Annotated in this window: 22 protein-coding genes; 17 read left to right on the forward strand and 5 right to left on the reverse strand. The window is 64.0% G+C overall.

The window, feature by feature from the left end:
- Positions 1-149: 149 nt before the first annotated feature.
- The 6 genes from QA649_RS06490 to QA649_RS06515 all read left to right on the forward strand — a co-directional run bounded on the left by QA649_RS06490 (position 150) and on the right by QA649_RS06515 (position 7,568).
- Positions 150-956: an enoyl-CoA hydratase/isomerase family protein gene (locus QA649_RS06490; protein ID WP_283023461.1), complete on the forward strand. Its 807-nt coding sequence runs from the start codon at positions 150-152 to the stop codon at positions 954-956.
- 43 nt (positions 957-999) lie between these two features.
- Positions 1,000-2,871, forward strand: a complete 1,872-nt coding sequence (locus QA649_RS06495) for an AMP-binding protein (protein ID WP_283023462.1) — start codon at positions 1,000-1,002, stop codon at positions 2,869-2,871.
- A 111-nt stretch (positions 2,872-2,982) separates the two neighbouring features.
- A complete protein-coding gene (locus QA649_RS06500; protein WP_283023463.1) occupies positions 2,983-4,110 on the forward strand; it encodes an acyl-CoA dehydrogenase family protein in 1,128 nt (375 codons plus the stop codon).
- Between the two features lie 123 nt (positions 4,111-4,233).
- Positions 4,234-5,478, forward strand: coding sequence for an acyl-CoA dehydrogenase (locus QA649_RS06505; RefSeq protein ID WP_283023464.1), 1,245 nt, complete (start codon positions 4,234-4,236; stop codon positions 5,476-5,478).
- Between the two features lie 9 nt (positions 5,479-5,487).
- Positions 5,488-6,732 carry an acyl-CoA dehydrogenase gene (locus QA649_RS06510; RefSeq protein ID WP_283023465.1) on the forward strand — a complete coding sequence of 415 codons (1,245 nt, stop codon included), beginning with the start codon at positions 5,488-5,490 and terminating at the stop codon, positions 6,730-6,732.
- A gap of 137 nt (positions 6,733-6,869) precedes the next feature.
- Entirely contained in the window at positions 6,870-7,568 is a 699-nt protein-coding gene (locus QA649_RS06515) for a nitroreductase (RefSeq protein ID WP_283023466.1), read from the forward strand.
- A gap of 66 nt (positions 7,569-7,634) precedes the next feature.
- On the opposite strand, the gene QA649_RS06520 is transcribed toward QA649_RS06515, so the two are convergent.
- Both QA649_RS06520 and QA649_RS06525 read right to left on the reverse strand, forming a co-directional pair.
- Positions 7,635-8,183 carry a sigma-70 family RNA polymerase sigma factor gene (locus QA649_RS06520; protein WP_018646832.1) on the reverse strand — a complete coding sequence of 183 codons (549 nt, stop codon included), beginning with the start codon at positions 8,181-8,183 and terminating at the stop codon, positions 7,635-7,637.
- A complete protein-coding gene (locus tag QA649_RS06525) occupies positions 8,183-8,416 on the reverse strand; it encodes a NepR family anti-sigma factor (RefSeq protein WP_283023467.1) in 234 nt (77 codons plus the stop codon). The genes QA649_RS06520 and QA649_RS06525 overlap by 1 nt, the downstream gene beginning before the upstream one ends.
- 221 nt (positions 8,417-8,637) lie before the next feature.
- Here QA649_RS06525 and QA649_RS06530 point away from each other — a divergent pair, with 221 nt between their 5' ends.
- On the forward strand, positions 8,638-9,444 hold the full coding sequence (locus QA649_RS06530) for a response regulator (RefSeq protein WP_026312585.1): 807 nt from the start codon (positions 8,638-8,640) through the stop codon (positions 9,442-9,444).
- A gap of 149 nt (positions 9,445-9,593) precedes the next feature.
- Positions 9,594-10,208, forward strand: a complete 615-nt coding sequence (locus tag QA649_RS06535; RefSeq protein ID WP_283023468.1) for a nuclear transport factor 2 family protein — start codon at positions 9,594-9,596, stop codon at positions 10,206-10,208.
- 36 nt (positions 10,209-10,244) lie between these two features.
- On the opposite strand, the gene QA649_RS06540 is transcribed toward QA649_RS06535, so the two are convergent.
- Positions 10,245-12,026, reverse strand: a complete 1,782-nt coding sequence (locus QA649_RS06540) for an adenylate/guanylate cyclase domain-containing protein (RefSeq protein ID WP_283023469.1) — start codon at positions 12,024-12,026, stop codon at positions 10,245-10,247.
- A 636-nt stretch (positions 12,027-12,662) separates the two neighbouring features.
- Between QA649_RS06540 and QA649_RS06545 the strand changes: the two genes are divergently transcribed.
- From QA649_RS06545 to QA649_RS06560, 4 genes are all read left to right on the forward strand, one after another.
- A complete protein-coding gene (locus QA649_RS06545) occupies positions 12,663-13,088 on the forward strand; it encodes a hypothetical protein (protein WP_283023470.1) in 426 nt (141 codons plus the stop codon).
- Between the two features lie 125 nt (positions 13,089-13,213).
- Positions 13,214-15,088 (forward strand): molecular chaperone HtpG, encoded by a 1,875-nt coding sequence (gene htpG, locus QA649_RS06550; protein WP_283023471.1) that lies wholly within the window; start codon positions 13,214-13,216, stop codon positions 15,086-15,088.
- Positions 15,089-15,269: 181 nt separating this feature from the next.
- Positions 15,270-15,548: a DUF3551 domain-containing protein gene (locus tag QA649_RS06555; RefSeq protein ID WP_283023472.1), complete on the forward strand. Its 279-nt coding sequence runs from the start codon at positions 15,270-15,272 to the stop codon at positions 15,546-15,548.
- Positions 15,549-15,575: 27 nt separating this feature from the next.
- Complete coding sequence (locus QA649_RS06560) at positions 15,576-15,845, forward strand: DUF3551 domain-containing protein (protein WP_283023473.1); 270 nt, start codon at positions 15,576-15,578, stop codon at positions 15,843-15,845.
- Between the two features lie 24 nt (positions 15,846-15,869).
- Here the strand turns inward: QA649_RS06560 and QA649_RS06565 are convergent, their stop codons facing one another.
- Together QA649_RS06565 and QA649_RS06570 are read right to left on the reverse strand one after the other, a co-directional pair.
- Positions 15,870-16,574, reverse strand: a complete 705-nt coding sequence (locus QA649_RS06565; protein ID WP_283023474.1) for an SGNH/GDSL hydrolase family protein — start codon at positions 16,572-16,574, stop codon at positions 15,870-15,872.
- Positions 16,575-16,662: 88 nt separating this feature from the next.
- A complete protein-coding gene (locus QA649_RS06570) occupies positions 16,663-17,643 on the reverse strand; it encodes a tripartite tricarboxylate transporter substrate binding protein (protein WP_283023475.1) in 981 nt (326 codons plus the stop codon).
- 232 nt (positions 17,644-17,875) lie between these two features.
- On the opposite strand from QA649_RS06570, the gene QA649_RS06575 reads away from it, so the two are divergent.
- From QA649_RS06575 to QA649_RS06595, 5 genes are all read left to right on the forward strand, one after another.
- Positions 17,876-19,690 carry a long-chain-acyl-CoA synthetase gene (locus QA649_RS06575; protein ID WP_283023476.1) on the forward strand — a complete coding sequence of 605 codons (1,815 nt, stop codon included), beginning with the start codon at positions 17,876-17,878 and terminating at the stop codon, positions 19,688-19,690.
- Positions 19,691-19,835: 145 nt separating this feature from the next.
- The gene (locus tag QA649_RS06580; RefSeq protein ID WP_015688794.1) at positions 19,836-20,081 is read left to right on the forward strand and encodes an acyl carrier protein; all 246 of its coding nucleotides are present in this window, start codon (positions 19,836-19,838) and stop codon (positions 20,079-20,081) included.
- The gene (locus QA649_RS06585; RefSeq protein ID WP_283023477.1) at positions 20,068-21,450 is read left to right on the forward strand and encodes a fatty acid--CoA ligase family protein; all 1,383 of its coding nucleotides are present in this window, start codon (positions 20,068-20,070) and stop codon (positions 21,448-21,450) included. The genes QA649_RS06580 and QA649_RS06585 overlap by 14 nt, the downstream gene beginning before the upstream one ends.
- Positions 21,443-22,165: an SDR family NAD(P)-dependent oxidoreductase gene (locus QA649_RS06590; protein WP_283023478.1), complete on the forward strand. Its 723-nt coding sequence runs from the start codon at positions 21,443-21,445 to the stop codon at positions 22,163-22,165. Before QA649_RS06585 ends, QA649_RS06590 begins: the two co-directional genes overlap by 8 nt.
- A gap of 126 nt (positions 22,166-22,291) precedes the next feature.
- The gene (locus QA649_RS06595) at positions 22,292-22,501 is read left to right on the forward strand and encodes a hypothetical protein (protein ID WP_018648569.1); all 210 of its coding nucleotides are present in this window, start codon (positions 22,292-22,294) and stop codon (positions 22,499-22,501) included.
- The last annotated feature ends 13 nt before the right edge of the window (positions 22,502-22,514 follow it).

A 22,514-nucleotide genomic window follows, 5' to 3' on the forward strand; every position in this document is an offset into this window, starting at 1 on the left:
GGGTGATCTCTCCACTTGGGCAGTGTTGGTCGCGGAGAGACCTTCACCCCACCCCGTCTCACATTTCGCTGCGCGCAATGTGAGACGACCCTCCCCCTCCAGGGGAGGGTGGGAGACGGTCCCCGTGTGACACGAAAGTGCGAGCGCCCATGTCCCAACCGCTGCTGATCGAGCACAACGACGGCGTCGACCGGGTGACGCTCAATCGCCCTGAAAGCCTCAACGCGCTCGATCCTGCGCTGATCGACGCGCTCAACGTCTATTTCCAGGGCCTGCAGCGCAACCGCGATACGCGCGTCGTCGTGCTCCGGGGCGCCGGCAAGAATTTCTGTGCGGGCCTTGATCTGAAGGCCGCGATGGCGCGTCGTGCCGGGCAGCAGGAGCCGCCCGGCGTCACGGAGTCCTTGGACTCGCAGCGCCGCATCGCCGACATCGTGATGCTGATGCGGCGCTGTCCGCAGCCGATCCTTACCCTGGTGCAGGGCGCGGCGGCCGGCGGCGGCTTTGCGCTGGCGCTGGCGTCCGACATCCGCATCGCCGCGAAGTCGGCGCGGATGAACTGCGCCTTCATCAAGCTCGGTCTCGGCGGCTGCGACATCGGCACCAGCTATTTCCTGCCGCGGCTCGTCGGTGTCTCCGTCGCCTCCGAGCTGATCCTCACCGGGCGCTTCATCGGCGCCGAGCGTGCGCTTGCGGTCGGGCTCGTCTCGGAGGTCGTCGACGAGGACAAGCTCGATGATGCGGCCGAGCCCTATGTCGATGCGATGATGACGGCCTCGCCCGTTGGGCTGCGCCTGTCAAAAGAATGTCTCAACATGAGCGTCGATGCGGGATCGCTGGAAGCGGCGATCGCGATGGAGGACCGCAATCAGGTCCTGTGCAGCCGCTCCGAGGAATTTTCGGAAGGCATCAGGGCCTTCCTTGAGAAGCGAAAGCCTGTCTATATCAGGCGCTGAACCACGAAGATCCGCAAAGGACAGTAATTCCGGGAGACGCAAAATGAGTGGAAGTGCGGCGGCGGTGATCACGAAGCCCGCCTTTCGCAAGGTCGAGTGGCTCAAGCGCGACATCGACGTCGAGCGCCGCGCCGACGGCACGGTGGTGCTGAAGTCGCGCATCCCCTTGCAAGCTTACGAGACGCACATCCCGGCATCGCTGGCGAAATGGGCGAAGGAAGCGCCCGGGCGCATCTGGCTCGCGCAGCGCGGCGGCCCCAACCGCGAATGGCGCAAAGTGTCCTATGGCGAAGCCAAGCGCACCGTCGACGCGCTGACGCAAGGTTTGCTCGATCTTAAGCTGCAGGGACGTCCGGTCACGATCCTCTCCGGCAACTCGATCGAGCATGCGCTGATGACGCAGGCCGCGATGCAGGCGCGCGTCCCGGCGGCTCCGGTGTCGCCGGCCTACTCGCTGATGAGCCACGATCACGTCAAGCTGAAGTACCTGTTCGACCTGGTCAAGCCGGCCGTGGTGATGGTGCAGGACGGCCCGACCTTCGAGAAGGCGCTGAAAGCGCTCGACCTCACCGGCGTCACCGTGGTTCACGTTGCGCGACCCTGCGACGGCATCAAGAGCGTCAGCTTCGCCGAGCTCGCGGCGACGCCTGTGACGAAGGACGTCGATGCATCGATCGCGAAGATCACGCCCGACACCGTCGGCAAGCTGCTGTTCACGTCGGGCTCGACGGGCATGCCCAAGGCCGTCATCAACACGCAAGCGATGATGTGCGCCAATGCGGCGATGATGATGCAGGTGCGGCCGCGCACGCCTGACGGTCCTGTCACGACCATGCTGGACTGGATGCCGTGGAATCACACCATGGGCGGCAACGCGGCGTTCCACCCCGTGCTGGTCGATGGCGGCACGCTCTATATCGACGACGGCCGGCCGATGCCGGGCCAGTTCGAGGAGACGCTGCGAAACCTGCGCGAGATCTCGCCAACCTACTACGCCAACGTGCCCGCCGGCTATGCCGCGCTGGCGGCGGCGATGGAGAAGGACGACGCGCTGTGCCGCTCGTTCTTCAAGAACCTCTCGATCATGGCGTATGGCGGCGCGCGGTTGCCGGACGATCTCTACGAGCGCATGCAGGCGCTGGCGGTGAAGACCACCGGCGAGCGCATCGTGTTCTACACCGGCTGGGGTTCGACCGAGACCGCGCCGACCTCGACCGGCACCTATTGGGACACCGAGCGCGTCGGCTTGATCGGCCTGCCGTTCCCCGGGGTCGAATTGAAGATGGTGCCGTGCGGCTCGAAATACGAGCTGCGGCTGCGCGGCGTCAACGTCACGCCCGGCTACTTCGGCCAGGCGGAGCTGACCAGGAAGATGTTCGACGAGGAAGGCTTTTACTGCATTGGCGATGCCGGCATCTTCGTCGACGATGCCGATCCGCTGAAGGGCATCATCTTCGCCGGCCGCGTGGTGGAAGACTTCAAGCTCACCACCGGCACCTTCGTCCATGTCGGCTCGCTCCGCACCGACACGATCGCGGCGGCGACGCCCGTCGTGCATGATGCGCTGGTCGCGGGACAGGATCGCGCCTTCATCGGCCTGCTCGCCTGGCCGAATCTGCATGCCTGCCGCCAGCTCGTCGGCAATCCCGATCTGAGCTTTGCGGATGCGGTGAAGCACCCCGAAGTGATCGCCTGCTTCAGGCGTGGCCTGGAAACTCATAACAAGGAATGCGAGGGCGCCAGCAGCCGCATCATCGCGCGCGCGATGCTGATGGTCGAGCCGCCCTCGATCGACGGCAACGAACTCACCGACAAGGGCTACATCAACCAGCGCGCCGGCCTCGAACGCCGCGCGGCGCTGGTGGAGCGGCTCTATGCCGACAAGCCGGATGAAGACGTGATCGTGCTGCGATGAACACCGTAGGATGGGTAGAGCGCAGCGAAACCCATCGCCCTAGTCAGACAATTGATGGGTATCGCTTCGCTCCACCCATCCTACAGAACAGCAATAAAAAGGTAGCCCGCCATGAACTTCGATTTCTCCGACGACCAGAAGCAGCTCCGCGACCAGGCGCGCAAATTCCTCGCGGAAAAGTGCTCGCCAAAGGCGGTGCGCGTCGTGCTCGACGGCAAGGCGCCTTATGACAAGGAGCTGTGGAAGGGCCTTGCCGAGATGGGCTTTCTCGGCGTTGCCATCCCGGAAGAGTTCGGCGGCGCCGGTGCCGGCCATCTCGAGCTTTGCGTGATCGCGGAGGAGATGGGCCGGGCCAATGCGCCGGTGCCGTTCTCCTCGACCGTCTATCTTGCCGCCGAAGCGCTGCTGATCGCGGGCAGCGATGCGCAGAAGAAGAAATGGTTGCCGGCGATCGCTTCGGGCGAGGCGATCGGCACGCTGGCGCTGTTCGAGGGCAAGGGCAATCCGGCGCCGAAGAACGTCAAGCTGACGGCCGCCAATGGCGTGCTCAACGGCGTCAAGAAGCCCGTCGCCGACGGCGGCATCGCCGACTTCGCAGTGGTCGCCGCCCGCACCGGATCGAGCGGGCGCGAGAACGACATCTCGCTGTTCCTGGTCGATCTCAAGGCCGGCGGCGTCGAGGTCAACAACCTCACCAATCTCGATCCGACCCGCGGGCAGGCCGAGCTCACCTTCAAGGACTGCAAGGCCGAGCCGCTTGGCGCCGCCGGCGAAGGCTGGAGCATTTTGACCCAGGTGCTCGACCGTGCCGCGGTGTTGTGCGCCTTCGAGCAGGTCGGCGGCTCCGACCGCGCGTTGGAAATGGGCCGCGACTACGCGCTCGACCGCATCGCCTTCGGCCGGCAGATCGGCTCGTTCCAGGCAGTCAAGCACATGCTGGCTGACATGTATGTCTCGGCGACGCTGGCGCGCTCCAACAGCTATTACGGCGCCTGGGCGCTGTCGACGAACGCGGCCGAACTGCCGGAAGCGGCAGCCGCTGCGCGCATCAGCGCGACGCAGGCGTTCCAGCACTGCGCCAAGAACAACATCCAGGTTCACGGCGGCATGGGATTCACCTGGGAGTTCGACTGCCACATGTACTACCGCCGCGCCAACGCCATGGCGCTCGGGCTCGGCAGTCTGTCCTATTGGGAAGACCAACTGATCGACCGCATGCGGAAGAAGAACGCGGCGTAAATTCCTGTCGTCATTCCGGGGCGCGCGGAGCGCGAACCCGGAATCTCGAGATGAGACGGTAACCTCTGGATTCCGGGTTCGATGCTTCGCATCGCCCCGGAATGACGGAAGAGAGATGAGATTATGAACTTCGACGACACCCCGCAGGAAGCCGAATTCCGCGCCACCGCCCGCGCCTGGATCGGCGCGAATGCGCCCAAGCAATACGAGGAAGAGCTGCGCAAATCCTCGCTCGGCCGCACCGTGCTCAAGAACGCCAACATTCTTGAAGTGGCAAAGGCCTGGCAGAAGAAGAAGGCCGATGCCGGCTGGGCCTGCCTGCACTGGCCGAAGGAATATGGTGGGCGCGGCTCGTCGCCGATCGAGCGCGTGATCTGGCAGCAGGAAGAAGGGCCGTTCGGCCAGCTCTCCCGCATGTTCATCATCGGCCACGGCATGTGCGGGCCGACCATGATGGCGTTCGCGCGCGAGGAGCATAAGCGCACTTATCTGCCGCCGCTCGCTTCCGGCGAGAAGGTCTGGTGCCAGCTGTTCTCCGAGCCCGCCGGTGGCTCCGACGTCGCGGGGCTTCGTACCCGCGCCGAGAAGGACGGCGATGACTGGATCATCAACGGCCAGAAGATCTGGACCTCGGGCGCGCATTATTCCGACTACGGCATCCTGCTCACCCGCACCGATCCGACCGTGCCCAAGCACAAGGGCCTCACCATGTTCTTCCTGGACATGAAGAGCCCCGGAGTCGAGGTGCGGCCGATCAAGCAGGCGAGCGGCGCCTCCGACTTCAACGAAGTCTATTTCACCAACGTCCGCATTCCCGACCATCAGCGCCTCGGCGAAGTCGGCGACGGTTGGAACGTCTCGCTGACCACGCTGATGAACGAGCGCAGCGCGATCGGCGCGGCCGTCTCGACCGGTTTTCCCGAGCTGTTTGAATACTGCTCCAGCCTGATGCTCGACGACGGTCCGGCGATCGAGGATCGTGCGGTGCGCTCGAAGCTGGCGAACTGGGCGGTGAAGGCGAGCGGGTTGAAGTACACCAGCATGCGCGCGATCTCGGCGCTGTCGAGAGGCGAGCGCCCGGGACCGGAAAACTCCATCGGCAAGCTGGTGGCGGGCTCGATGATCCAGGATGTCGCGACCTATGCGCTGGACTTGCAAGGTGCTGCCGGCGTGGTCAGCGGCGAGGATGCCGAACTCGCCGGCCGTTTCCAGGCCATGCTGCTGCGTGCGCCGGGTACCCGCGTCGAAGGCGGCACCGACGAGATCATGCGCAACATCATCGCCGAGCGGGTGCTGGGACTGCCCGGCGATATCCGTGTCGACAAGGACGTGCCGTTCAACAAGATCCCGACGAAGGGAAGAGGGTAGAGGTCCGCCATGAATTTCGACGACACCCCGGAGGAAGCCGCATTCCGCGAGACCGCGCGCAAATGGGTCGAGGCCAATGCGCCGAAGGAGCTGCATGGCGAGCTGTCAAAGTCCTCGCTCGGCCGCATCCGGCTTGCCAAGCATGACATCGTCGATGTCGGCAAGGCCTGGCAGAAGAAGAAGTTCGAGGGCAACTGGGCCTGCCTGCACTGGCCGAAGGAATATGGCGGCCGCGGCGCGAGCCCGATCGAGCGCGTGATCTGGCAGCAGGAGGAGGGCGTCTACGGCAAGCTGACCCAGCCGTTCCAGATCGGCGAGGGCATGTGCGGGCCGACCGTGATGGCGTTCGGCAACGAAGATGCCAAGCGCCGCTATTTGCCGAAGCTCGCCTCGGGCGAGGAGATCTGGTGCCAGCTGTTCTCCGAGCCGTCCGCCGGCTCGGACGTCGCGGGCCTGCGCACCCGCGCGGAGAAGAAGGGCGACAACTGGGTCGTCAACGGCCAGAAGATCTGGACCTCGGGCGCGCATTATTCCGACTATGGTCTTCTGATCGCGCGCACCGATCCGAATGTGCCCAAGCACAAGGGCCTCACCATGTTCTTCCTGGACATGAAGAGCCCCGGCGTCGAGGTGCGGCCGATCAAGCAGGCCAACGGCATGCAGGAGTTCAACGAGGTCTATTTCACCGACGTCGTGATATCAGACAGCCAGCGTCTCGGTGCCGTCGGCGAGGGCTGGAGCGTGTCACTGACGACGCTGATGAACGAGCGCATGTCGATCGGCTCGCGGCTCGCGACCGGCGTGCCTGAGATGTTCGAGTTCTGCTCCAACCTGATGCTGGAGGACGGGCTTGCGATCGACGATCCCGCTGTGCGCTCGAAGCTGGCGAGCTGGGCGGCGAAGTCGAGCGGGCTGAAATACACCAGCTACCGCACCATCTCGGCGCTGTCGAAGGGCGAGCGGCCGGGGCCGGAGAACTCGATCGGCAAGCTGGTGTCCGGCATGATGCTGCAGGACATCGCGACCTTTGCGATGGACCTGCAGGGCGCGGCCGGTGTTCTCACCGGCAGTGACGAGGAGACGGTGCAGGGCCAGTTCCAGCAGATGCTGCTGTCTTCGCCCTCGATGCGCATCGCCGGCGGCACCGACGAGATTTTGCGCAACATCATCGCCGAGCGCGTGCTGGGCCTGCCGGGCGATATTCGTGTCGACAAGGACGTGCCGTACAACAAGATCCCGACGAAGGGACGGTGATCTCACCTCTCGCGGTATCTCGTAGGGTGGGCAAAGCGAAGCGTGCCCACCATATCCAGATGCTCCGGGGTAAGTCTGTCGGTGGGCACGGCGCGATGCGCCTTTGCCCACCCTACGAGAAGAGCGCGAGCTGATCCATGGACGCTACTGTGAAACAAAACGACCGCATCGGCGTGCTCGAAGAGCTCCTCAACGAGCGCTACTCGGTCCGCGCCTTCCTGCCCAAGGAGGTCGACCGCGCCACCATCGCGCATGTGCTGACCACCGCGCAGCGTACTGCGTCCTGGTGCAACAGCCAGCCCTGGCAGGTCATCATCGCCAGCGGCGAGGCCAAGGAGCGTTTTCGCAAGGCGATCCACGCGGAGGCCTCGAAGGGCCTTGGCGACGACTACGATTTCATCCCGCCGCGCGAATATGTCGGGGTCTATCTCGAGCGCCGCCGCGAAAGCGGCTTCCAACTCTACAACACGCTCGGCATCGCCCGCGGCGACAGAAGCGCTTACGCAAAACAGGCGCTGGAGAACTACAATTTCTTCGGCGCGCCGCATGTCGCCATCATCCACACCGACGAGGCGCTCGGCATCTACGGCGCGATCGATTGCGGCGCCTATGTCTCCAATTTCATGCTGGCCGCGCAGGCGCTCGGGCTCGGCACGATCCCGCAGGCGGCGCTGGCGCGCCATTCCGGCCTGATCCGCCGCCATTTCAACCTGCCGGACGACCGCCGCGTCGTCTGCGGCATCTCGTTCGGCTATGCCGACCACGCCCACAAGGTCAACAGCTACCGCACCTCGCGCGCGAGCGTGCCTGATACCGTGACGTTCGTGGAGGAGTGAGGACGTACGCGAAGACGGCCGCGCGAACGGCCGCCTTCACATGTCTGCTGTGGCCCGATGGCTGCGCTATCCGCCGCTGCCGCCGATCACGGCGCGCACGGTCTCGTCAGGCCCGAAGTCTTCGGCGCCGTCGACATAGAGCAGCGCGGCGAGCTTCGAGCGCGCGCGATTGACGCGGCTCTTGATCGTGCCGACCGCGCAGCCGCAGATCGAGGCCGCATCCTCATAGGAGAAGCCGGAGGCACCGACCAGGATCAAGGCCTCGCGCTGGTCCTGCGGAAGCTTCTCGAGCGCACCGCGAAACTCCTCGAACTCGAGATGCGCATTCTGCGAGGGCTGCGTCTTCAGCGTCTTCGCATAATTGCCCTCGGCATCCTCGACCTCGCGCCGCCGCTTGCGATAGTCGGAGCGAAACAGGTTGCGCAGGATCGTGAACAGCCAGGCCGGCAGGTTGGAGCCGGGCTGGAAGGAGTCGATGTTGGCGAGCGCGCGCAACAGCGTTTCCTGAACCAGATCGTCGGCGCGGTCAGCGTTGCCGCTGAGCGAGATCGCGAACGCGCGCAGACTTGGCACGGCCGCAAGGATGTCGTTACGCAGGGATTCCGTGAGAGGCATTAATCCCTCCCATTGTTGTTGTCGTTGGAGCCCCCACCAATTTCCACTTGGGGTGCGCCTCCCGGCGCATCAAGTTTCTTGATCAGTTCCGCGAACCGGTCCGGAACCCCTTGCCGCACGACGTCGTCGTACATGGCGCGCAGTTGATGCCCGATCCGGGATTGGATCTCCGGAGTGAGGCCTCCCTTGCCGGGGGTCGTGCTTTTGCTGGCTTGAGACTTGAGATCTTTCATGACCTGTTCCACGTTTCCCCGAGTTAAGTTACTGTAAAATCGAGAAGTTTTCTCAACCGGGAGCCGTTCCCTGGATAGGCACAATTCCAGGTTCGTCAAAAAGTTCCCCCTGTCGCGGAACTTTTCTTGTCCTGAGGCGTAATCAGCCCAGCAGGGGAACCCGGGCCTCCCCTCGTTGTTCCTGTTTCTCTGAGGTCGGCCCGAAGATGAATGGAGTGGGGATGTCCCGTTCACAGCTTGTCGCTGAACACTTGCCGTTGCTGCGCCGGTACGCACGCGCCCTGACGGGCAGCCAGGCCTCCGGTGACGCCTATGTCGCAGCCATGTTGGAAGCCATGCTGGGAGATCCGTCGGTCCTCGACGAGAGCCATGGGCCCCGCGCGGGCCTGTTCCGGCTGTTCACCCAGATCTGGAATTCGGTGTCCGTCAACGACGATGCTGAGGTGACGACCCTGCCGATGCCGCCCGAGCGTCGGCTGTCGAACATCACGCCGCTGCCGCGGCAGGCATTCCTGCTGTTGTCGCTGGAGGGATTTTCGGAAGAGGAAGTCGCCTTCATCCTCAGCACCGACGTTGCCGAGACGCGGCGTCTGGCGGATGCCGCAGGGCGCGAGATGGCGGCCGAGATCGCCACCGACGTGCTGATCATCGAGGACGAGACCTTCATCGCCATGGACCTCGAGAGCCTGGTGAAGAATCTCGGCCACAATGTCGTCGGCGTCGCACGCACCCATGCCGACGCGGTGGCGCTCGCCAAGAACAAGCGGCCCGGCCTGATCCTCGCCGACATCCAGCTCGCCGACGGCTCGTCGGGGCTCGATGCCGTCAACGAATTGCTGCGCACCTTCGAGGTGCCGGTGGTGTTCATCACCGCCTATCCGGAGCGCTTCCTCACCGGCGAACGCCCGGAGCCCGCGTTCCTGATCTCAAAACCGTTCCAGCCGGCGATGGTGTCGGCGGTCGCGAGCCAGGCGCTGTTCTTCCAGCGTAACTCCCGCAACCGCGCACCGAAGGTGCCGGCGGCCTGACGAAGCGCCGTTCGCCTACAACTGGCGATGATGATTTGATCCGGCGTGCTGCAAGGCACGCCGGATTTTTCATGCCTCTCTGCCGTGCTTGACGGCCATCGAATTCGCCGCTCAAACCTCATGCATTGATCCCAGCCGGAGATGCACCCATGGACCAAATGTTGCTCGATCGCCTCGCCATCCGCGACCTCGTCGAGAACTGGGCGGTGTGGCGCGACGCCGGTGACTGGGAGCGTTTTGCGACCGTCTGGCACGAAGAAGGCTGGATGTCCGCCACCTGGTTTCAAGGGCCGGCGCGGGATTTCATGCGCGTCAGCCAGGAGGGGTTCGCCAGGGGCGTGCGCATCCTGCATTTCCTCGGCGGCACCAGCATCGACCTGTCCGGCGAACGCGCGATCGCCCAGACCAAGATGACGATCTCGCAGCGCGCACCTGTACATGATGTGCTTTGCGACGTCGTCTGCACCGGCCGCTTCTACGATTTCCTGGAGAAGCGGCAAGACCAATCAGGCATTGGCAAATGGGGCATCGTCCGCCGCCAGCCGATCTACGAGAAGGACCGGATCGACCCGGTCGATCCCGCCGCGACGCTGCGACTCGATCAGCAGGCGCTCGCCGCGCTTCCCGAAGGCTACCGCCACCTCGCCTACATGCAGGAGCTGATCGGCTACAAGGTCAAGCGCGATATGCCGGGCCTTACCGGTGCCGAGGTCGAGAAGCTCTATGGCGAGGGGCGGGACTGGCTGGCGGGGAAAGCGAAGTAAGGCGCAGACGACATTAAGGCGCAGCTGGAGTCGCAACTAGTCCGGCACGCCCGCCATGTGCAGGCCCTTGACGAGGCGCCTGCTTCCCGCGCGGAATGTAGGATCGTCGGAAAGCCAAACATTCCGCAAGCGACGAATGGTGAAATCCGGATCGAGTGCAAGTCCGTCTCGCTTAGCCGCCATCGCATCGTCCATCTTTCCGACGAGGGCTAGAACCGCCGCAGACACAAAATGGGCCACGGGGTAGTTTGAGTTGGCTTTTATGCTTCGCCGCAACCACTCAATTGCCTCGACCTCGGCTCCGAGACACAATTTAGCTAAGCCAACACAGCACAGCCACCGATGTGCTCCGTCGTCACGTGGGGATAGGCGCAATGCGTCTTGTACGTATCCCTCCATTTCTTCAGGGCAACCGAGAAGCATTTTGGCGACGCCAAAGAGAGCATGAGCCTCCGCCAAATTTCGGTTCAGGGCCAATGCGCGCTCGCATTCGGCAACTCCTTTCTCTGCGCGTTGCGTACATACTTGCACGACGCCTAAAGCCATGTGAGCGAGGGCGTGTTGCGGGTCTAAGGAAAGCGCTTTCATTGAAGCGGCCTCTGAAGCCGCAAAGTATCGGCAAGGGTCATCAGCGAAAACAACACCAGCCATTGCCGCATCGACCAACGCGATCCCTACCAATGCCTCAACGTTGTCAGGCTCAAGTCCCAAGGCCCGCTCAAAGAAGCTTCGAGCCTGCCTCAGGTGAGGAGAAGTCCAACTCTTGTTCCAAAGAGCCATTCCTTGGAAATAAAAGTCCAATGCGCTCGGTTGCAACGAGCGTTCCGCCCGCCGTGCCTCGGCCGCGATGAGTTGGGCATTAAGCGCGTTGGCCAATCTCGACACAATTTCGTCCTGCATCTCGAAAAGATCGGCGAGGGGTTTGTCAAAGCGGTCCGCCCAGAGGTGGCTTCCTGTTTCGGTGTCGACCAGTTGGACGTTCACTCGAAAGCGGTCTCCGCTGCGCTGTACCGACCCTTCGAGCACGTAGCGAACGTCGAGGTCGCGGCCAATCTGCTTCAGGTCGATCGGTTTGCCTTTGTAGGTAAATGCAGTGTGACGGCCGATCACGAGCGATCCACTGATGCGCGACAGGTCGGTGGTCAGGCTCTCAGTCACACCATCGACGAAATAATCCTGCAAGGGGTCGCCGCTAAGATTGGCGAAAGGCAACACGACAATCGAGAGGCGAGGCGGTGAGCGGGGTACCCTCGCCCCAACGGGGCTTTGCGGGTAGAGGCCATCCAGGAGGGCGGCATAAGTTTGGATCGGAAGATCGATATTTTTGAAAGTCTGCTCTCCAAGATTTGTAAACTCGATGCCGACCTTGCCCCGGATGTGATCGTAGGCAGACGAGGAAATGCAGATACCGCCGGGGTCGGCGATACTCTCTAGCCGTGCCGCGATATTGACGCCGTCACCAAAAACATCATGCGGTTCGACAATCACATCGCCTACATTGATGCCGACGCGAAAGGCTATTCGCCGCTCATCCGCATCGGCGGCTGTGAGTTCTCTGATGCGAGTCTGAAACTGGACTGCGGCGCGAACCGCTTCGACCGCGCTTGGAAACTCTGCCAAGAACCCGTCGCCGGTGTTCTTCACGATCCGACCACCGTGTTCGGAGATTGCAGGTGCGACCCCTTCGGCAAGGAGACGTGTCAATTTGGAGTGGGTTGCTTCTTCGTCATGGTGCATCAGCCGCGAATAGCCCGCCACGTCAGCGGCCATTATCGCTGACAACCTGCGTTCAAGCCGAACTCGCCGCTCCTGCTCCATGGCAATATTCCAATCCACGATTACTGGTGGCGGATCAGACAAGTGCCGAACGCACTGTTCGCGCTTCCATCATGCCCACGCGCAGGCAGGGGGTCAAAATGATAGTAGGGCCAAGTCATAATTTTGAGCCGTCGCCGCTAATCTAGCGGACGTTTCCGAAATCAAGCATGCTTTCCGTGCGCCTTGGTGCTCGCGATCCTATTAACCTGCCGCTCGCGGCGAAGCTTGGTCCCGAATTCAGCAAATATGCCGGACCGCCGGCCCCCTCAAACCGCTGTGATCTCAGGACGATGATTGGATCGGAAACCTCTGCCGCCCGTCATGGACTTCGGGGACGGGCGAACTTCCTCATGAGGCAGCCGCGGGGCGCCAAAAATCCACGGCCGAAAAGAAAAAAGTAAGGCGCGACTGGCATCACCACAGTCGCGCCCTACGTCGCCGGCTTATGGGGCAGGGGGGAATAGCCGGCTGCAGAGACGACTCCCGACTGCCGGAGTCGTTCCAGGCGGTTGCGAATTTATTTGCATGGGCGCCCCAAGCTTTTCGCACACGGTTAAGTGATCGTGACGGTCGAGAACCCCCGGTCCTCGGCTCGCGTTGTTCCCTTGATCGCCATGGGGCGAGGGATTGACAGCCATGTCACAGATTCAAAAGGTATTTTTGAGCGCCGCCGCGATTGCCGCAACGCTTGGCGCCGTGCAACTCGCCTCTGGCCACGATCTGGCCGACCGCTGGCAAGCGGTCGCCGACAAGTCTGACAAGCCGGGCCACAACGTCAACCGGGCCGGCAAGTCCGACCGGCAGGCAGAGATCAAGCAGGCAGCGGTTCCCACCCGCACCGTGTCGATGCGGCTGAACGACCTCGCCGATACCTCGGTGCTGCTGCGGGTCCCCGCGGTGATCGAGACCGGCAACGCCAAGCCGCCGGTGTTGCTCCAGAACCAAAACCAGAGCCAGAAGAAGCAGGGCCGGAGCAACAAGCCGACGATCGCCTGCGAGCCCATGGTCAGCTCCCTGACTGAGGTCGCCAAGCTGCTCCAGCCCGGCCGTTGCGTCACCTGATCGCCCACCGTCCTTGGGCGGGATTGCCTCTGCCGCAGGCAGGGGCCAAGTTCCTCATGTCCTCTTGATCCGCCCTCTCATCGCGTTATATCCGGGCTTTCCCTTTGATTTGACCGGGTAAACGCATGACGACGTCAGACACGGCTGTGCATACGCAGCCCTTCCAGGCCGAGGTTTCCGAGCTTCTGCACCTCATGGTGCATTCCGTCTATTCGGAGACCGACATCTTCCTGCGCGAGCTCGTCTCCAACGCCTCGGATGCCTGCGACAAGCTGCGCTACGAGGCGATCGCAACGCCGGCGCTGCTGGGCGAGGGGGACGCGCTCAAGATCCGCATCATCCCGAACAAGACGGCCGGAACGCTCACGATCGCCGACAATGGCATCGGCATGGAGCGGCAGGAGCTGATCGACCATCTCGGCACCATCGCCCGTTCCGGCACCAAGGCCTTCGTGTCCAGGCTGAAGGAGGCCAAGGACGGCCTCGGCCTGATCGGCCAGTTCGGCGTCGGCTTCTATTCCGCCTTCATGGTCGCCGACAGGATCGTCGTCATCAGCCGCCGCGCCGGCGAGAGCGACGTCTGGACCTGGACGTCTTCCGGCGGCTCCGGCTTCGAGATCGCCCGGGCGAGCGAGGAGGACGCGGCGCGCGTCGTGCGCGGCACCGAGATCGTCCTGCATCTCAAGGACGACGCCAAGAAATATCTCGAAACCTACGAGATCGAGCGCATCGTCAGCGCCTATTCCGACAACATCCTGTTTCCCATCGAGCTCGTCCCCGAAGAGGGCGAGCCGCGCCAGATCAACTCGGCGAGCGCGCTGTGGCAGCGCTCGAAATCCGAGCTGACGCCGGAGGACTACAAGAAGGCCTATCAGCAGATCGCCTCGGCCTTCGACGATCCCGCGATGACGCTGCACTACCGCGCCGAAGGGCGCTACTCCTATGCCGTGCTGCTGTTTGCGCCGTCGACCAAGCCGTTCGACCTGTTCGAGCCGAACCGCAAGGGCCGAGTCAAGCTCTATGTCCGCCGCGTCTTCATCACCGACGATGCCGATCTCTTGCCCGGCTACTTGCGCTTCATCCGCGGCGTCGTCGACAGCGAGGATCTTCCGCTGAACATCTCCCGCGAGATGCTCCAGAACAATCCGCAGCTGGCGCAGATCCGCAAAGCCGTGGCGACTCGCGTCGTATCCGAGCTCGAAAGCCTCGCCGACAAGGATGCCGAGAACTTCGCCAGGATCTGGGACGCCTTCGGCGCGGTGCTGAAGGAAGGCATCTACGAGGATTTCGAGCGTCGCGAGAAGCTGCTGGCGCTGTCGCGCTTCACCACCACGTCGGGCGAGAAGCGGTCGCTGAAACAGGTCGTCGCCGATTTCAAGCCGAACCAGACCGAGATCTATTATCTCGTCGGCGACAGCATCGAGCGGCTGAAGTCCAACCCGCGGCTTGAAGCTGCGACCGCGCGCGGCATCGAGGTGCTGTTGCTGTCCGATCCGGTCGACGCCTTCTGGACCTCGATGCCGACGGAGTTCGAGGGCAAGCCGCTGAAGTCGCTGAGCCAGGGCGATCTCAATCTCGACCTGATCCCGCGCCTCGATGACAAGGACGAGGCGAAGAAGGACGAGCCCGTCGCCGATGAAGCGGCCACCATCGCCGTGATCAAGGCCGCGCTCGGCGAGCGCGTCAGCGACGTCAAGGCCTCGACGCGCCTCACCAGCTCGGCCTCCTGCCTCGTCGCGGACAGTCAGGGCCCGAGCCGCGAGCTCGAGCGCATCCTGTCGCAGCAGAACCGCGGCATGCGCACCAAGCCGGTGCTCGAGATCAATCTGCGCCATCCGATGGTGGGCGCGATCACCCGGGCACAAGTCGGCTCCAAGGCGGTCGACGATCTCAGCCTGCTCCTGCTCGAGCAGGCGCAGATCCTGGACGGCGAGCTGCCGGAAGACCCCGCGGCGTTTGCCGCGAGGCTGAACCGGCTGGTGCTCCAGGGGCTGGGCTAGCTTCGCGCGGTTTCGTTGATCGTCATGGCAGGGGCAAGCCCGGCCATGACGACCGCGTCGCGACAACCCACCTCACCTTGCCGTCATATGTCTCTGGGAACAGTCGCCTCCGGCGCGGTGTTATGCCATAGGAGACCGTCGGTATCAGATCTGCCGACGCCACCGATTCGAGGATGTCTCCATGCGTTTGCCGATCCTGACCCTCACCGCGATTGTCGCGCTGTTTGCTGCTGCAGATGCCGGCGCGCAGACCTATGATCCGCGCTATCCGGTGTGCATGCACGTCTACACGCCGGGCGGCTGGGGCGGTGGCGGCGACTACTACGACTGCTCCTTCACCTCGCTGCCGCAGTGCCGCGCCACGGCGTCGGGCCGCTCCGCGAGCTGCGACCTCAATCCCTATTACGCTTTCGATGAACCGCCGCCGCCTCTGCGCAAGCGTCAGAAGAAGGTATACTGAGCAATCCAGAGCGCAGGAGCGTTCGTCATGCGTTTCTCGTTCGGCCAGGTCGTGATCGCCGGCGCGGTGCTCGCAGCCGCGCCGGCGCACGCGCAGACCTTCGACCCCCGTTTTCCCGTCTGCATGCACGTCTATTCCGGCGCGAGTAGCGGCGGCGGGGAATGGTACGATTGCTCCTTCGCATCGCTGTCGCAGTGCCGCGGCACGGCCGCGGGCCGTGCCGCCACCTGCGATCTCAATCCGTTTTATCCGGTCAACGCACCGCCGCCGCGTCCGCGCCGCGGGAGAAGCGGCTAGCACTCCCTTTTTGCGGATCGCGCCTCAGGTGCCGTGAGGGGGCTTGTCGGTCGCGGTGGCGATCACGTCGGCCAATTGCCAGGTCATCTTGTCCGTAGTCCAGTCGCTGGCATGCAGCCTGCTGTCATCGCCCGGGTCCACCAGGCGGTCGAACGAGATCTTCGCGACCTCGTGCCAGCCCTTCATCAACGCGAAACGGCGGAAGACGTTGACGCCCTTGTCGTGCGCGATCTGGCTGATCGCCTCGACCATGGCGTCCGCCTTCTTGCGCTTGGCCGGTGTCAGCACTGCCGGCACATATTGAAGGTCCATCAGGATCACGTCGATCCGCTCGGCGCCGAGCAGTTGGTCGACACCGTCCCGGATCGCCTTCGTGGTGTCCGCGAACGACGGACCGTCGGCTTGCCACACTGAATTGGTGCCGACCTGCCAGATGACGAGATCGGGATTCAGATCGAAGACGTCGTGCTCGAACCGCTTCAGCTCCAACGGAGCGTCTTCGCCGCCGACGCCCCGATTGATCACCTCGATTGCGACATTCGGGAATTTGATCCGAAGAGCCGCCAGCAGCCGCTGCGGATAGGGAGCGATGCCGCCTTCGCCCGCCGTGGTCGACGAGCCGATCGCGACCACCCTGGCCTGCCCGCCTTTCACGCGGCTGGCGAAATTCGTCAGTGGCTGCTCGAACGGTGCGGCCTGGACGGGAAACTCTGACGGATCGAGAGCCACGGTCGCCTCCCTTCAAACTCCGACAACGCAGGGTAGCAAAGGATAGCCCGTTTGCCCGGGATCGCCTAGCCGCGGCGAGGCCGGGTCGCTATTCCTTCCGGATGCCCGACAGCTCGACCACCTTGCGCCAGCGCTCGGTCTCCGCCGTCAGCATGCCGCCAAACGCGCCGGCGTTGCCGTGCAGCGGGATCGCGCCGAGCTCGGCGATGCGGGCCCTGATCTCGCCGTCGGAGAGTGCGGTGTCGATCTCGCGGTTGAGGAGGTCGACGATTTCGAGCGGCGTGCCGTGCGGCGCGCCGACGCCGTAGAACGAGCTCGACTCGTAGCCGGCAAGCGTGTCCGCGATCGGCGGCACGTCGGGGAGGATCTCCGAGCGTTCGCGCGTGGTGACGCCGAGCGCGCGTAGCTTGCCGGCGCGCACCAGCTCGAAGGACGAGGTGACGTTGTCGAACATGCCCTGGATCTGGCCGCTCATCACGTCGGTCAGGCCCGGCGCCGAGCCGCGATAGGGCACGTGGGTGAACTGCACGCCGGCCAGCGACTTGAACAGCTCGCCGGACAGATGCAGCGAGGTGCCGATGCCGGAGGAGGCGATCGACATCTTGCCCGGATTGGCCTTGGCGTAGGCGATGAAGTCGGCAATGTTCTTCACCGGCAGATCATTGTTGACGACCAGCACCAGCGGAATCCGCGCGACGCCCGCGACGGGCGCGATGCCCTTGGCGAAATCATACGGCAGCGCCGGATCGAACGAGGCATTGATCGCGTTCGCGGTCGAGGTCAGCAGCAGCGTGTAGCCGTCAGGGGCCGCGGCGATCACGGCCTGCGTCCCGATATTGCTGCCGGCGCCGGGCTTGTTTTCGACCACGAAGGTCTGGCCGAGCCGATCGGACAGGCGCTGACAGATCAGCCGCGACAGCACGTCGGTCGCACCGCCCGGCGCATAGGGCACCACCCATTTCACGCTGCGCGAGGGATAAGAGGGGTTGCCGAGCGCAAACGCACGCGGCGCAGCGAGCGTGGCTGCGGCACAGGCGGCGGTCTGAAGGAAATGTCGTCTGCTGATCATAAATGCCCCCAGTTCACCTCGCCCCGCTTGCGGGGAGAGGGGACAAGCGCAGCGCGCCCGAATGACTGGATTTGCTATCGCAAGATTCCCACCAGGCCGCACGCCGTTCCCGCCGGCTTGGTAAAGGATGACTAGAGTTAATCGCGCACTAACCGGCTTTTACCTTGTCTCTTAACACCTGGGCAGGGCGCGCCAGCTAAGCTGCCCAAACCAGCAGACAGGTTCCGAAAGAATGAACGGCATGACCACCGGCGTCATCGAGCAACCGAAAGCCGCGCGCGCGCCGTCGGCATCCAGGATCTGGCTGAAAGCCATCGAGCTCACCGCGCGGATCGAGACGCTGCCGGGCCGCCTGTTCGCCGACGTCGTCGACGATTGGGCGCGGCGTCAGCCTGACCGCATCGCGCTGGTCACCGAAGACGCAACGCTTGATTATCAAGGCCTGGCGAAACGGGTTACGCGCTATGCGCGCTGGGCGCGCTCGGTCGGTGTGGCCAAGGGCGATACCGTTGCGCTGATCATGCCGAACGGCATCGATTATGCCGCGGCCTGGCTCGGCATCAGCCGGATCGGCGGCGTGGTCGCGCTGATCAACACCAAGCTCGTCGGCCAATCGCTCGCGCATTGCCTTGATGTCGCAAGGCCCCTGCACATCATCGTCGCGCACGATCTGGTGGCGACGCTCGAGAGCGCGAAGCCGCATCTGAAGACGGAAGCGAAGATCTGGACACATGGCGATGCCCGCAGCGAGCGCGCCATCGACGTCGCGCTTGCCGCGCTCGACGACGGTCCGCTCCTGGCAGAGGAGCATGGCGACGTCACCATCGACGACCGCGCGCTCTTGATCTACACCTCCGGCACGACAGGCCTGCCGAAGGCGGCCAGCATCAGTCACCGCCGCATCCTCAATTGGGGTTTCTGGTTCGCCGGTCTGACCGGCGCAACGCCGCAGGACCGGCTCTACGACTGCCTGCCGCTGTTCCACTCGGTCGGCGGCATCGTCGCGCCCTGCAGCATGCTCGCTGCCGGCGGCTCGGTGGTGATCGCCGAAAAATTCTCGGCTTCGAATTTCTGGCCCGATATCGTGCGGCACGACTGCACGCTGTTCCAGTACATCGGCGAGCTCTGCCGCTACCTGCTCAAGGCGCCGCCGTCGGAATACGAGAACCGGCATCGGCTGCGGCTTGCCTGCGGCAACGGCCTGCGCGGTGACATCTGGGAGGATTTTCAGGCGCGTTTCGCCATTCCGCGCATCCTCGAATTCTATGCGGCCACCGAAGGCAATTTCTCGCTGTTCAACGTGGAGGGCCAGGTCGGCGCGATCGGTCGCATTCCGCCGCTGCTCGCGCATCGCTTTCCGGCTGGCATCGTCAAGCTCGATCCCGACAGCGGCGCGCCGCTGCGTAATGAAGACGGCTTTTGCCTCGCCTGCGCCCGCGGTGAGGCCGGCGAAGCGATCGGCCGCATCGGTACCGCGGATCAGGGCGGCGGCCGCTTCGAGGGCTACACCGATGCCGGCGAGACCGAGAAGAAGATCTTGCGCGACGTCTTCGCCAAGGGTGATGCCTGGTTCCGCACCGGCGATCTGATGCGGCTCGACGACAAGGGCTTCTTCCATTTCGTCGACCGCATCGGCGACACCTTCCGCTGGAAGGGCGAGAACGTCGCGACCTCCGAAGTGAACGACGCCGTGCGCGATTTCACCGGCGTGATCGATGCCACCACCTATGGCGTCAGCATCCCCGGCACCGACGGCCGCGCCGGCATGAGTGCGATCGTCGTGAACGAGGGCTTTGACATCGCCGCACTGCCTGCCCATCTAGCTCAGCGCCTGCCGGCTTACGCCCGCCCTGTCTTCATCCGCATCTCGCGCGAGCTCGATGCCACCGAGACCTTCAAGCAGAAGAAGGGTGAGCTCGCCCGCGAGGGCTTTGACCCGGGTGCGATCTCCGATCCGCTGTTCATGCTCGAACCGAAGTCGGGTACTTATGTCGCGCTGGACGGGGAGGCCTATGCGGCAATCTCGGAGGGTGCGATCCGGCTGTAGCGCAGCCAAAATCAGGAGATAGGTCCAATTTTATCTGAATTGTCCAAGAAGCCATTTACTTCTGTCGGGTAAACAGACGGCCATGGGGAGGCGGTCATCAAGAGCCGCCGCTACACGGACGAGCGATAACAAAAGAGAGCCAGCCATGTCGGTACGGTCCAAGGTCATTGAGGCGATCCAGCAGATCGCCAAGGAACAGCACGTTACGCTTCCCGCACTCTCGGACGATCTGTCGCTGCACGAGACGGGCTTCGACTCGCTCGCCTTCGCCATTCTGGTCGCCCGCCTCGAAGACGAGACCGGCGTCGATCCCTTCACCATTTCCGAGGATGCCGCGTTCCCCGCCACGGTGGGCGATTTCGTGCGGGCCTATGAAAATGTCCCCGCGTGAGATCTTTGCGCTTCGCGACCGTCTCGGCGCGGAGCTGAAGGGCCGCACGATCTCCGATGCGCATGATGTCGTGTCGCTGACCGACATCCTGTCGCAGACGGTCCTGGCCGGCCGGCTGCACGAGTTGTCAGGCCGCGCCGTGCTGCTCAAGCTGTCCGACCAGCTCCGGTCGGGCCTTGCCATGATTGAGCTCGACGGTATCGCCCGTCGCATGCTGCTGTGCCCGCCGGACCTCAACCCAGCGCATCTCGACGCCCTGATCGCCGATGCCGGGATCGATGCGGTCGTCACCGACGAGCCCGATCGCTGGGCGGAGACCGGCGTGCCGCTCATCGTCACCGCACAATTGCCGCTTCAAGCCGCCGCGCCGGCCAAGACCGAGCGCGCCACCGAATGGCTGATGCTGACCTCGGGTACCTCCGGTGTGCCGAAAATCGCCGGCCACACCCTGGAAGCGCTGACCGGTGCCATCGTCGCCGAAGGCCCCGCGCGCGGACCTGCGCCGGTCTGGGCCACGTTCTACGACATCCGCCGCTATGGCGGCCTGCAGATCTTCCTTCGCGCCGTTCTCTCCGGCGGCTCCTTGGTGCTGTCCGATCCGCATGAAGCGCTCGCCGATCATGTCGCGCGGCTGAATGCGCGCGGCGTCTCGCACATCTCCGGCACGCCGTCGCACTGGCGCAAGCTCTTGATGAGCGGTTCGGCCGCGCAGTTCTCACCCCGATATGTTCGTCTCTCTGGCGAGATCGCGGATCAGGCCGTGCTCGACGGCCTGAAGGCGGCATTCCCCAATTCCTCCGTTGGCCACGCCTATGCCTCGACCGAGGCCGGTGTCGGCTTCGCCGTCAATGACGGGCTCGAAGGCTTTCCGGCCGACTATCTCGGCAACCGCAATGGCGTCGAGATGAAGGTCGTGGACGGCTCGCTGCGCATCCGCTCGACGCGCACGGCCCATGCCTATATCGGCCGCAATGCCGCAGCGCTCACCGATGAGGACGGGTTTGTCGACAGCGGCGATATTGTCGAGCTGCGCGGCGACCGCTATTATTTTGTCGGCCGCCGCGGCGGCATCATCAATATCGGCGGACTGAAGGTCCACCCCGAGGAGATCGAGGCGGTGATCAACCGTCATCCTGATGTGCGGATGTCGCGGGCGAAATCGCGCAAGAGCCCGATCACCGGCGGCATCGTCGTCGCCGACGTGATCCTGGCTGACGGCACGGATCAAGCCCGGGTGAAGGAGATCCGCGACCAGATCCTGGAGCAGTGCCGTGCCCAGCTCGCGTCCCACAAGGTGCCTGCGGTGATCCGCTTCGTCGAAGCGCTCGACGTCACCCCGGCCGGAAAACTGGCGCGCACAGATGCATAACGTTCTCGTCACCGGCGGCAGCCGCGGCATTGGGCTCGCGATCGGCAAACGCCTGGTCGCTGCCGGCTTCAACGTGATCGCGGCCGCGCGGCGCGAAAGCGACGAGCTCAAGGCTGCCATTGCCGGATCCGACGGCCGCCTGCATTTCCGCGCCTGCGATCTCGCCGTGATCGACGCGATCCCGGCCTTCGCAAAACTGGTGCGCGACGAATTCGGTCCGATCTACGGGCTCGTCAACAATGCCGGCCTCGGCACCGAAGGCCTGCTCGCCACCATGCACAATTCCGAGATCGAGGCGCTGGTCCAGCTCAACGTGCTGTCGCCGATCATCCTGACCAAATATGTGGCGCGGCAGATGATGGCTGACGGGGCCGGCCGCATCATCAACATCTCCTCGATCATCGCGACGACCGGCTATAACGGCCTCTCCGTCTATGGAGCGACCAAGGCGGCCGCGACCGGATTCACCCGCTCGCTCGCGCGCGAGGTCGGCAAGCTCGGCATCACCGTGAATGCGATCGCGCCGGGCTTCATCGCCACCGAGCTCACGCACAATCTCTCCGACGAAGGCCGCAAGCGCATCGCCGGCCGCAGCGCGCTGCGCCGTCTGCCGGAGACGGATGACGTCGCGCGCATGGTGGAATATCTCCTGGGCGAGGGCGGCCGCAACGTCACCGGCACGGTGTTCACGATCGACGCGGGAAATACGGCGTAAGCGGAACCGCGCTGCCACAATTGCGTTGATCCGGCGCAATGACAGCAAGCCGGATTTGGTCGTAAGATGCCTCGCAATCGATTGGGTTACGTCAATCGATCTGCCCTAATCGAAGGGGAGCAGTCGATGGCCATTTCAAACATGACCGCTTCAAGTCAGGCTCTGACGGAGCCATCGTGCGCGAAGCCGGACGACGTCCGCTGTCCGCCGATGTCGCATCAGAATTCCGGCGCTCACGGCCACGAAATGTATCCGCAGCAATTCGTGCGTCTGGTCGGCTGCCACGACGTCCCCGCATCCGCACTGCGCAAGCGCCAGGACGAGAAGCTGCATTAGCGCGCGTTGGCGC

This window comes from Bradyrhizobium sp. CB1717, assembly GCF_029714325.1.
GTDB lineage: Bacteria > Pseudomonadota > Alphaproteobacteria > Rhizobiales > Xanthobacteraceae > Bradyrhizobium.

Bases quoted from the DNA above. Each gene is read 5' to 3' on its own strand.
- QA649_RS06575 (WP_283023476.1), top strand. From the start codon at position 17,876: ATGAACGGCATGACCACCGGCGTCATCGAGCAACCGAAAGCCGCGCGC.
- QA649_RS06530 (WP_026312585.1), top strand. From the start codon at position 8,638: ATGTCCCGTTCACAGCTTGTCGCTGAACACTTGCCGTTGCTGCGCCGG.
- QA649_RS06515 (WP_283023466.1), top strand. From the start codon at position 6,870: ATGGACGCTACTGTGAAACAAAACGACCGCATCGGCGTGCTCGAAGAG.
- QA649_RS06590 (WP_283023478.1), top strand. From the start codon at position 21,443: ATGCATAACGTTCTCGTCACCGGCGGCAGCCGCGGCATTGGGCTCGCG.
- QA649_RS06595 (WP_018648569.1), top strand. From the start codon at position 22,292: ATGGCCATTTCAAACATGACCGCTTCAAGTCAGGCTCTGACGGAGCCA.
- QA649_RS06510 (WP_283023465.1), top strand. From the start codon at position 5,488: ATGAATTTCGACGACACCCCGGAGGAAGCCGCATTCCGCGAGACCGCG.
- QA649_RS06540 (WP_283023469.1), bottom strand. From the start codon at position 12,026: ATGGAGCAGGAGCGGCGAGTTCGGCTTGAACGCAGGTTGTCAGCGATA.
- QA649_RS06500 (WP_283023463.1), top strand. From the start codon at position 2,983: ATGAACTTCGATTTCTCCGACGACCAGAAGCAGCTCCGCGACCAGGCG.
- htpG (WP_283023471.1), top strand. From the start codon at position 13,214: ATGACGACGTCAGACACGGCTGTGCATACGCAGCCCTTCCAGGCCGAG.
- QA649_RS06570 (WP_283023475.1), bottom strand. From the start codon at position 17,643: ATGATCAGCAGACGACATTTCCTTCAGACCGCCGCCTGTGCCGCAGCC.
- QA649_RS06520 (WP_018646832.1), bottom strand. From the start codon at position 8,183: ATGCCTCTCACGGAATCCCTGCGTAACGACATCCTTGCGGCCGTGCCA.
- QA649_RS06560 (WP_283023473.1), top strand. From the start codon at position 15,576: ATGCGTTTCTCGTTCGGCCAGGTCGTGATCGCCGGCGCGGTGCTCGCA.
- QA649_RS06555 (WP_283023472.1), top strand. From the start codon at position 15,270: ATGCGTTTGCCGATCCTGACCCTCACCGCGATTGTCGCGCTGTTTGCT.
- QA649_RS06580 (WP_015688794.1), top strand. From the start codon at position 19,836: ATGTCGGTACGGTCCAAGGTCATTGAGGCGATCCAGCAGATCGCCAAG.
- QA649_RS06585 (WP_283023477.1), top strand. From the start codon at position 20,068: ATGTCCCCGCGTGAGATCTTTGCGCTTCGCGACCGTCTCGGCGCGGAG.
- QA649_RS06490 (WP_283023461.1), top strand. From the start codon at position 150: ATGTCCCAACCGCTGCTGATCGAGCACAACGACGGCGTCGACCGGGTG.
- QA649_RS06505 (WP_283023464.1), top strand. From the start codon at position 4,234: ATGAACTTCGACGACACCCCGCAGGAAGCCGAATTCCGCGCCACCGCC.
- QA649_RS06535 (WP_283023468.1), top strand. From the start codon at position 9,594: ATGGACCAAATGTTGCTCGATCGCCTCGCCATCCGCGACCTCGTCGAG.
- QA649_RS06525 (WP_283023467.1), bottom strand. From the start codon at position 8,416: ATGAAAGATCTCAAGTCTCAAGCCAGCAAAAGCACGACCCCCGGCAAG.
- QA649_RS06545 (WP_283023470.1), top strand. From the start codon at position 12,663: ATGTCACAGATTCAAAAGGTATTTTTGAGCGCCGCCGCGATTGCCGCA.
- QA649_RS06495 (WP_283023462.1), top strand. From the start codon at position 1,000: ATGAGTGGAAGTGCGGCGGCGGTGATCACGAAGCCCGCCTTTCGCAAG.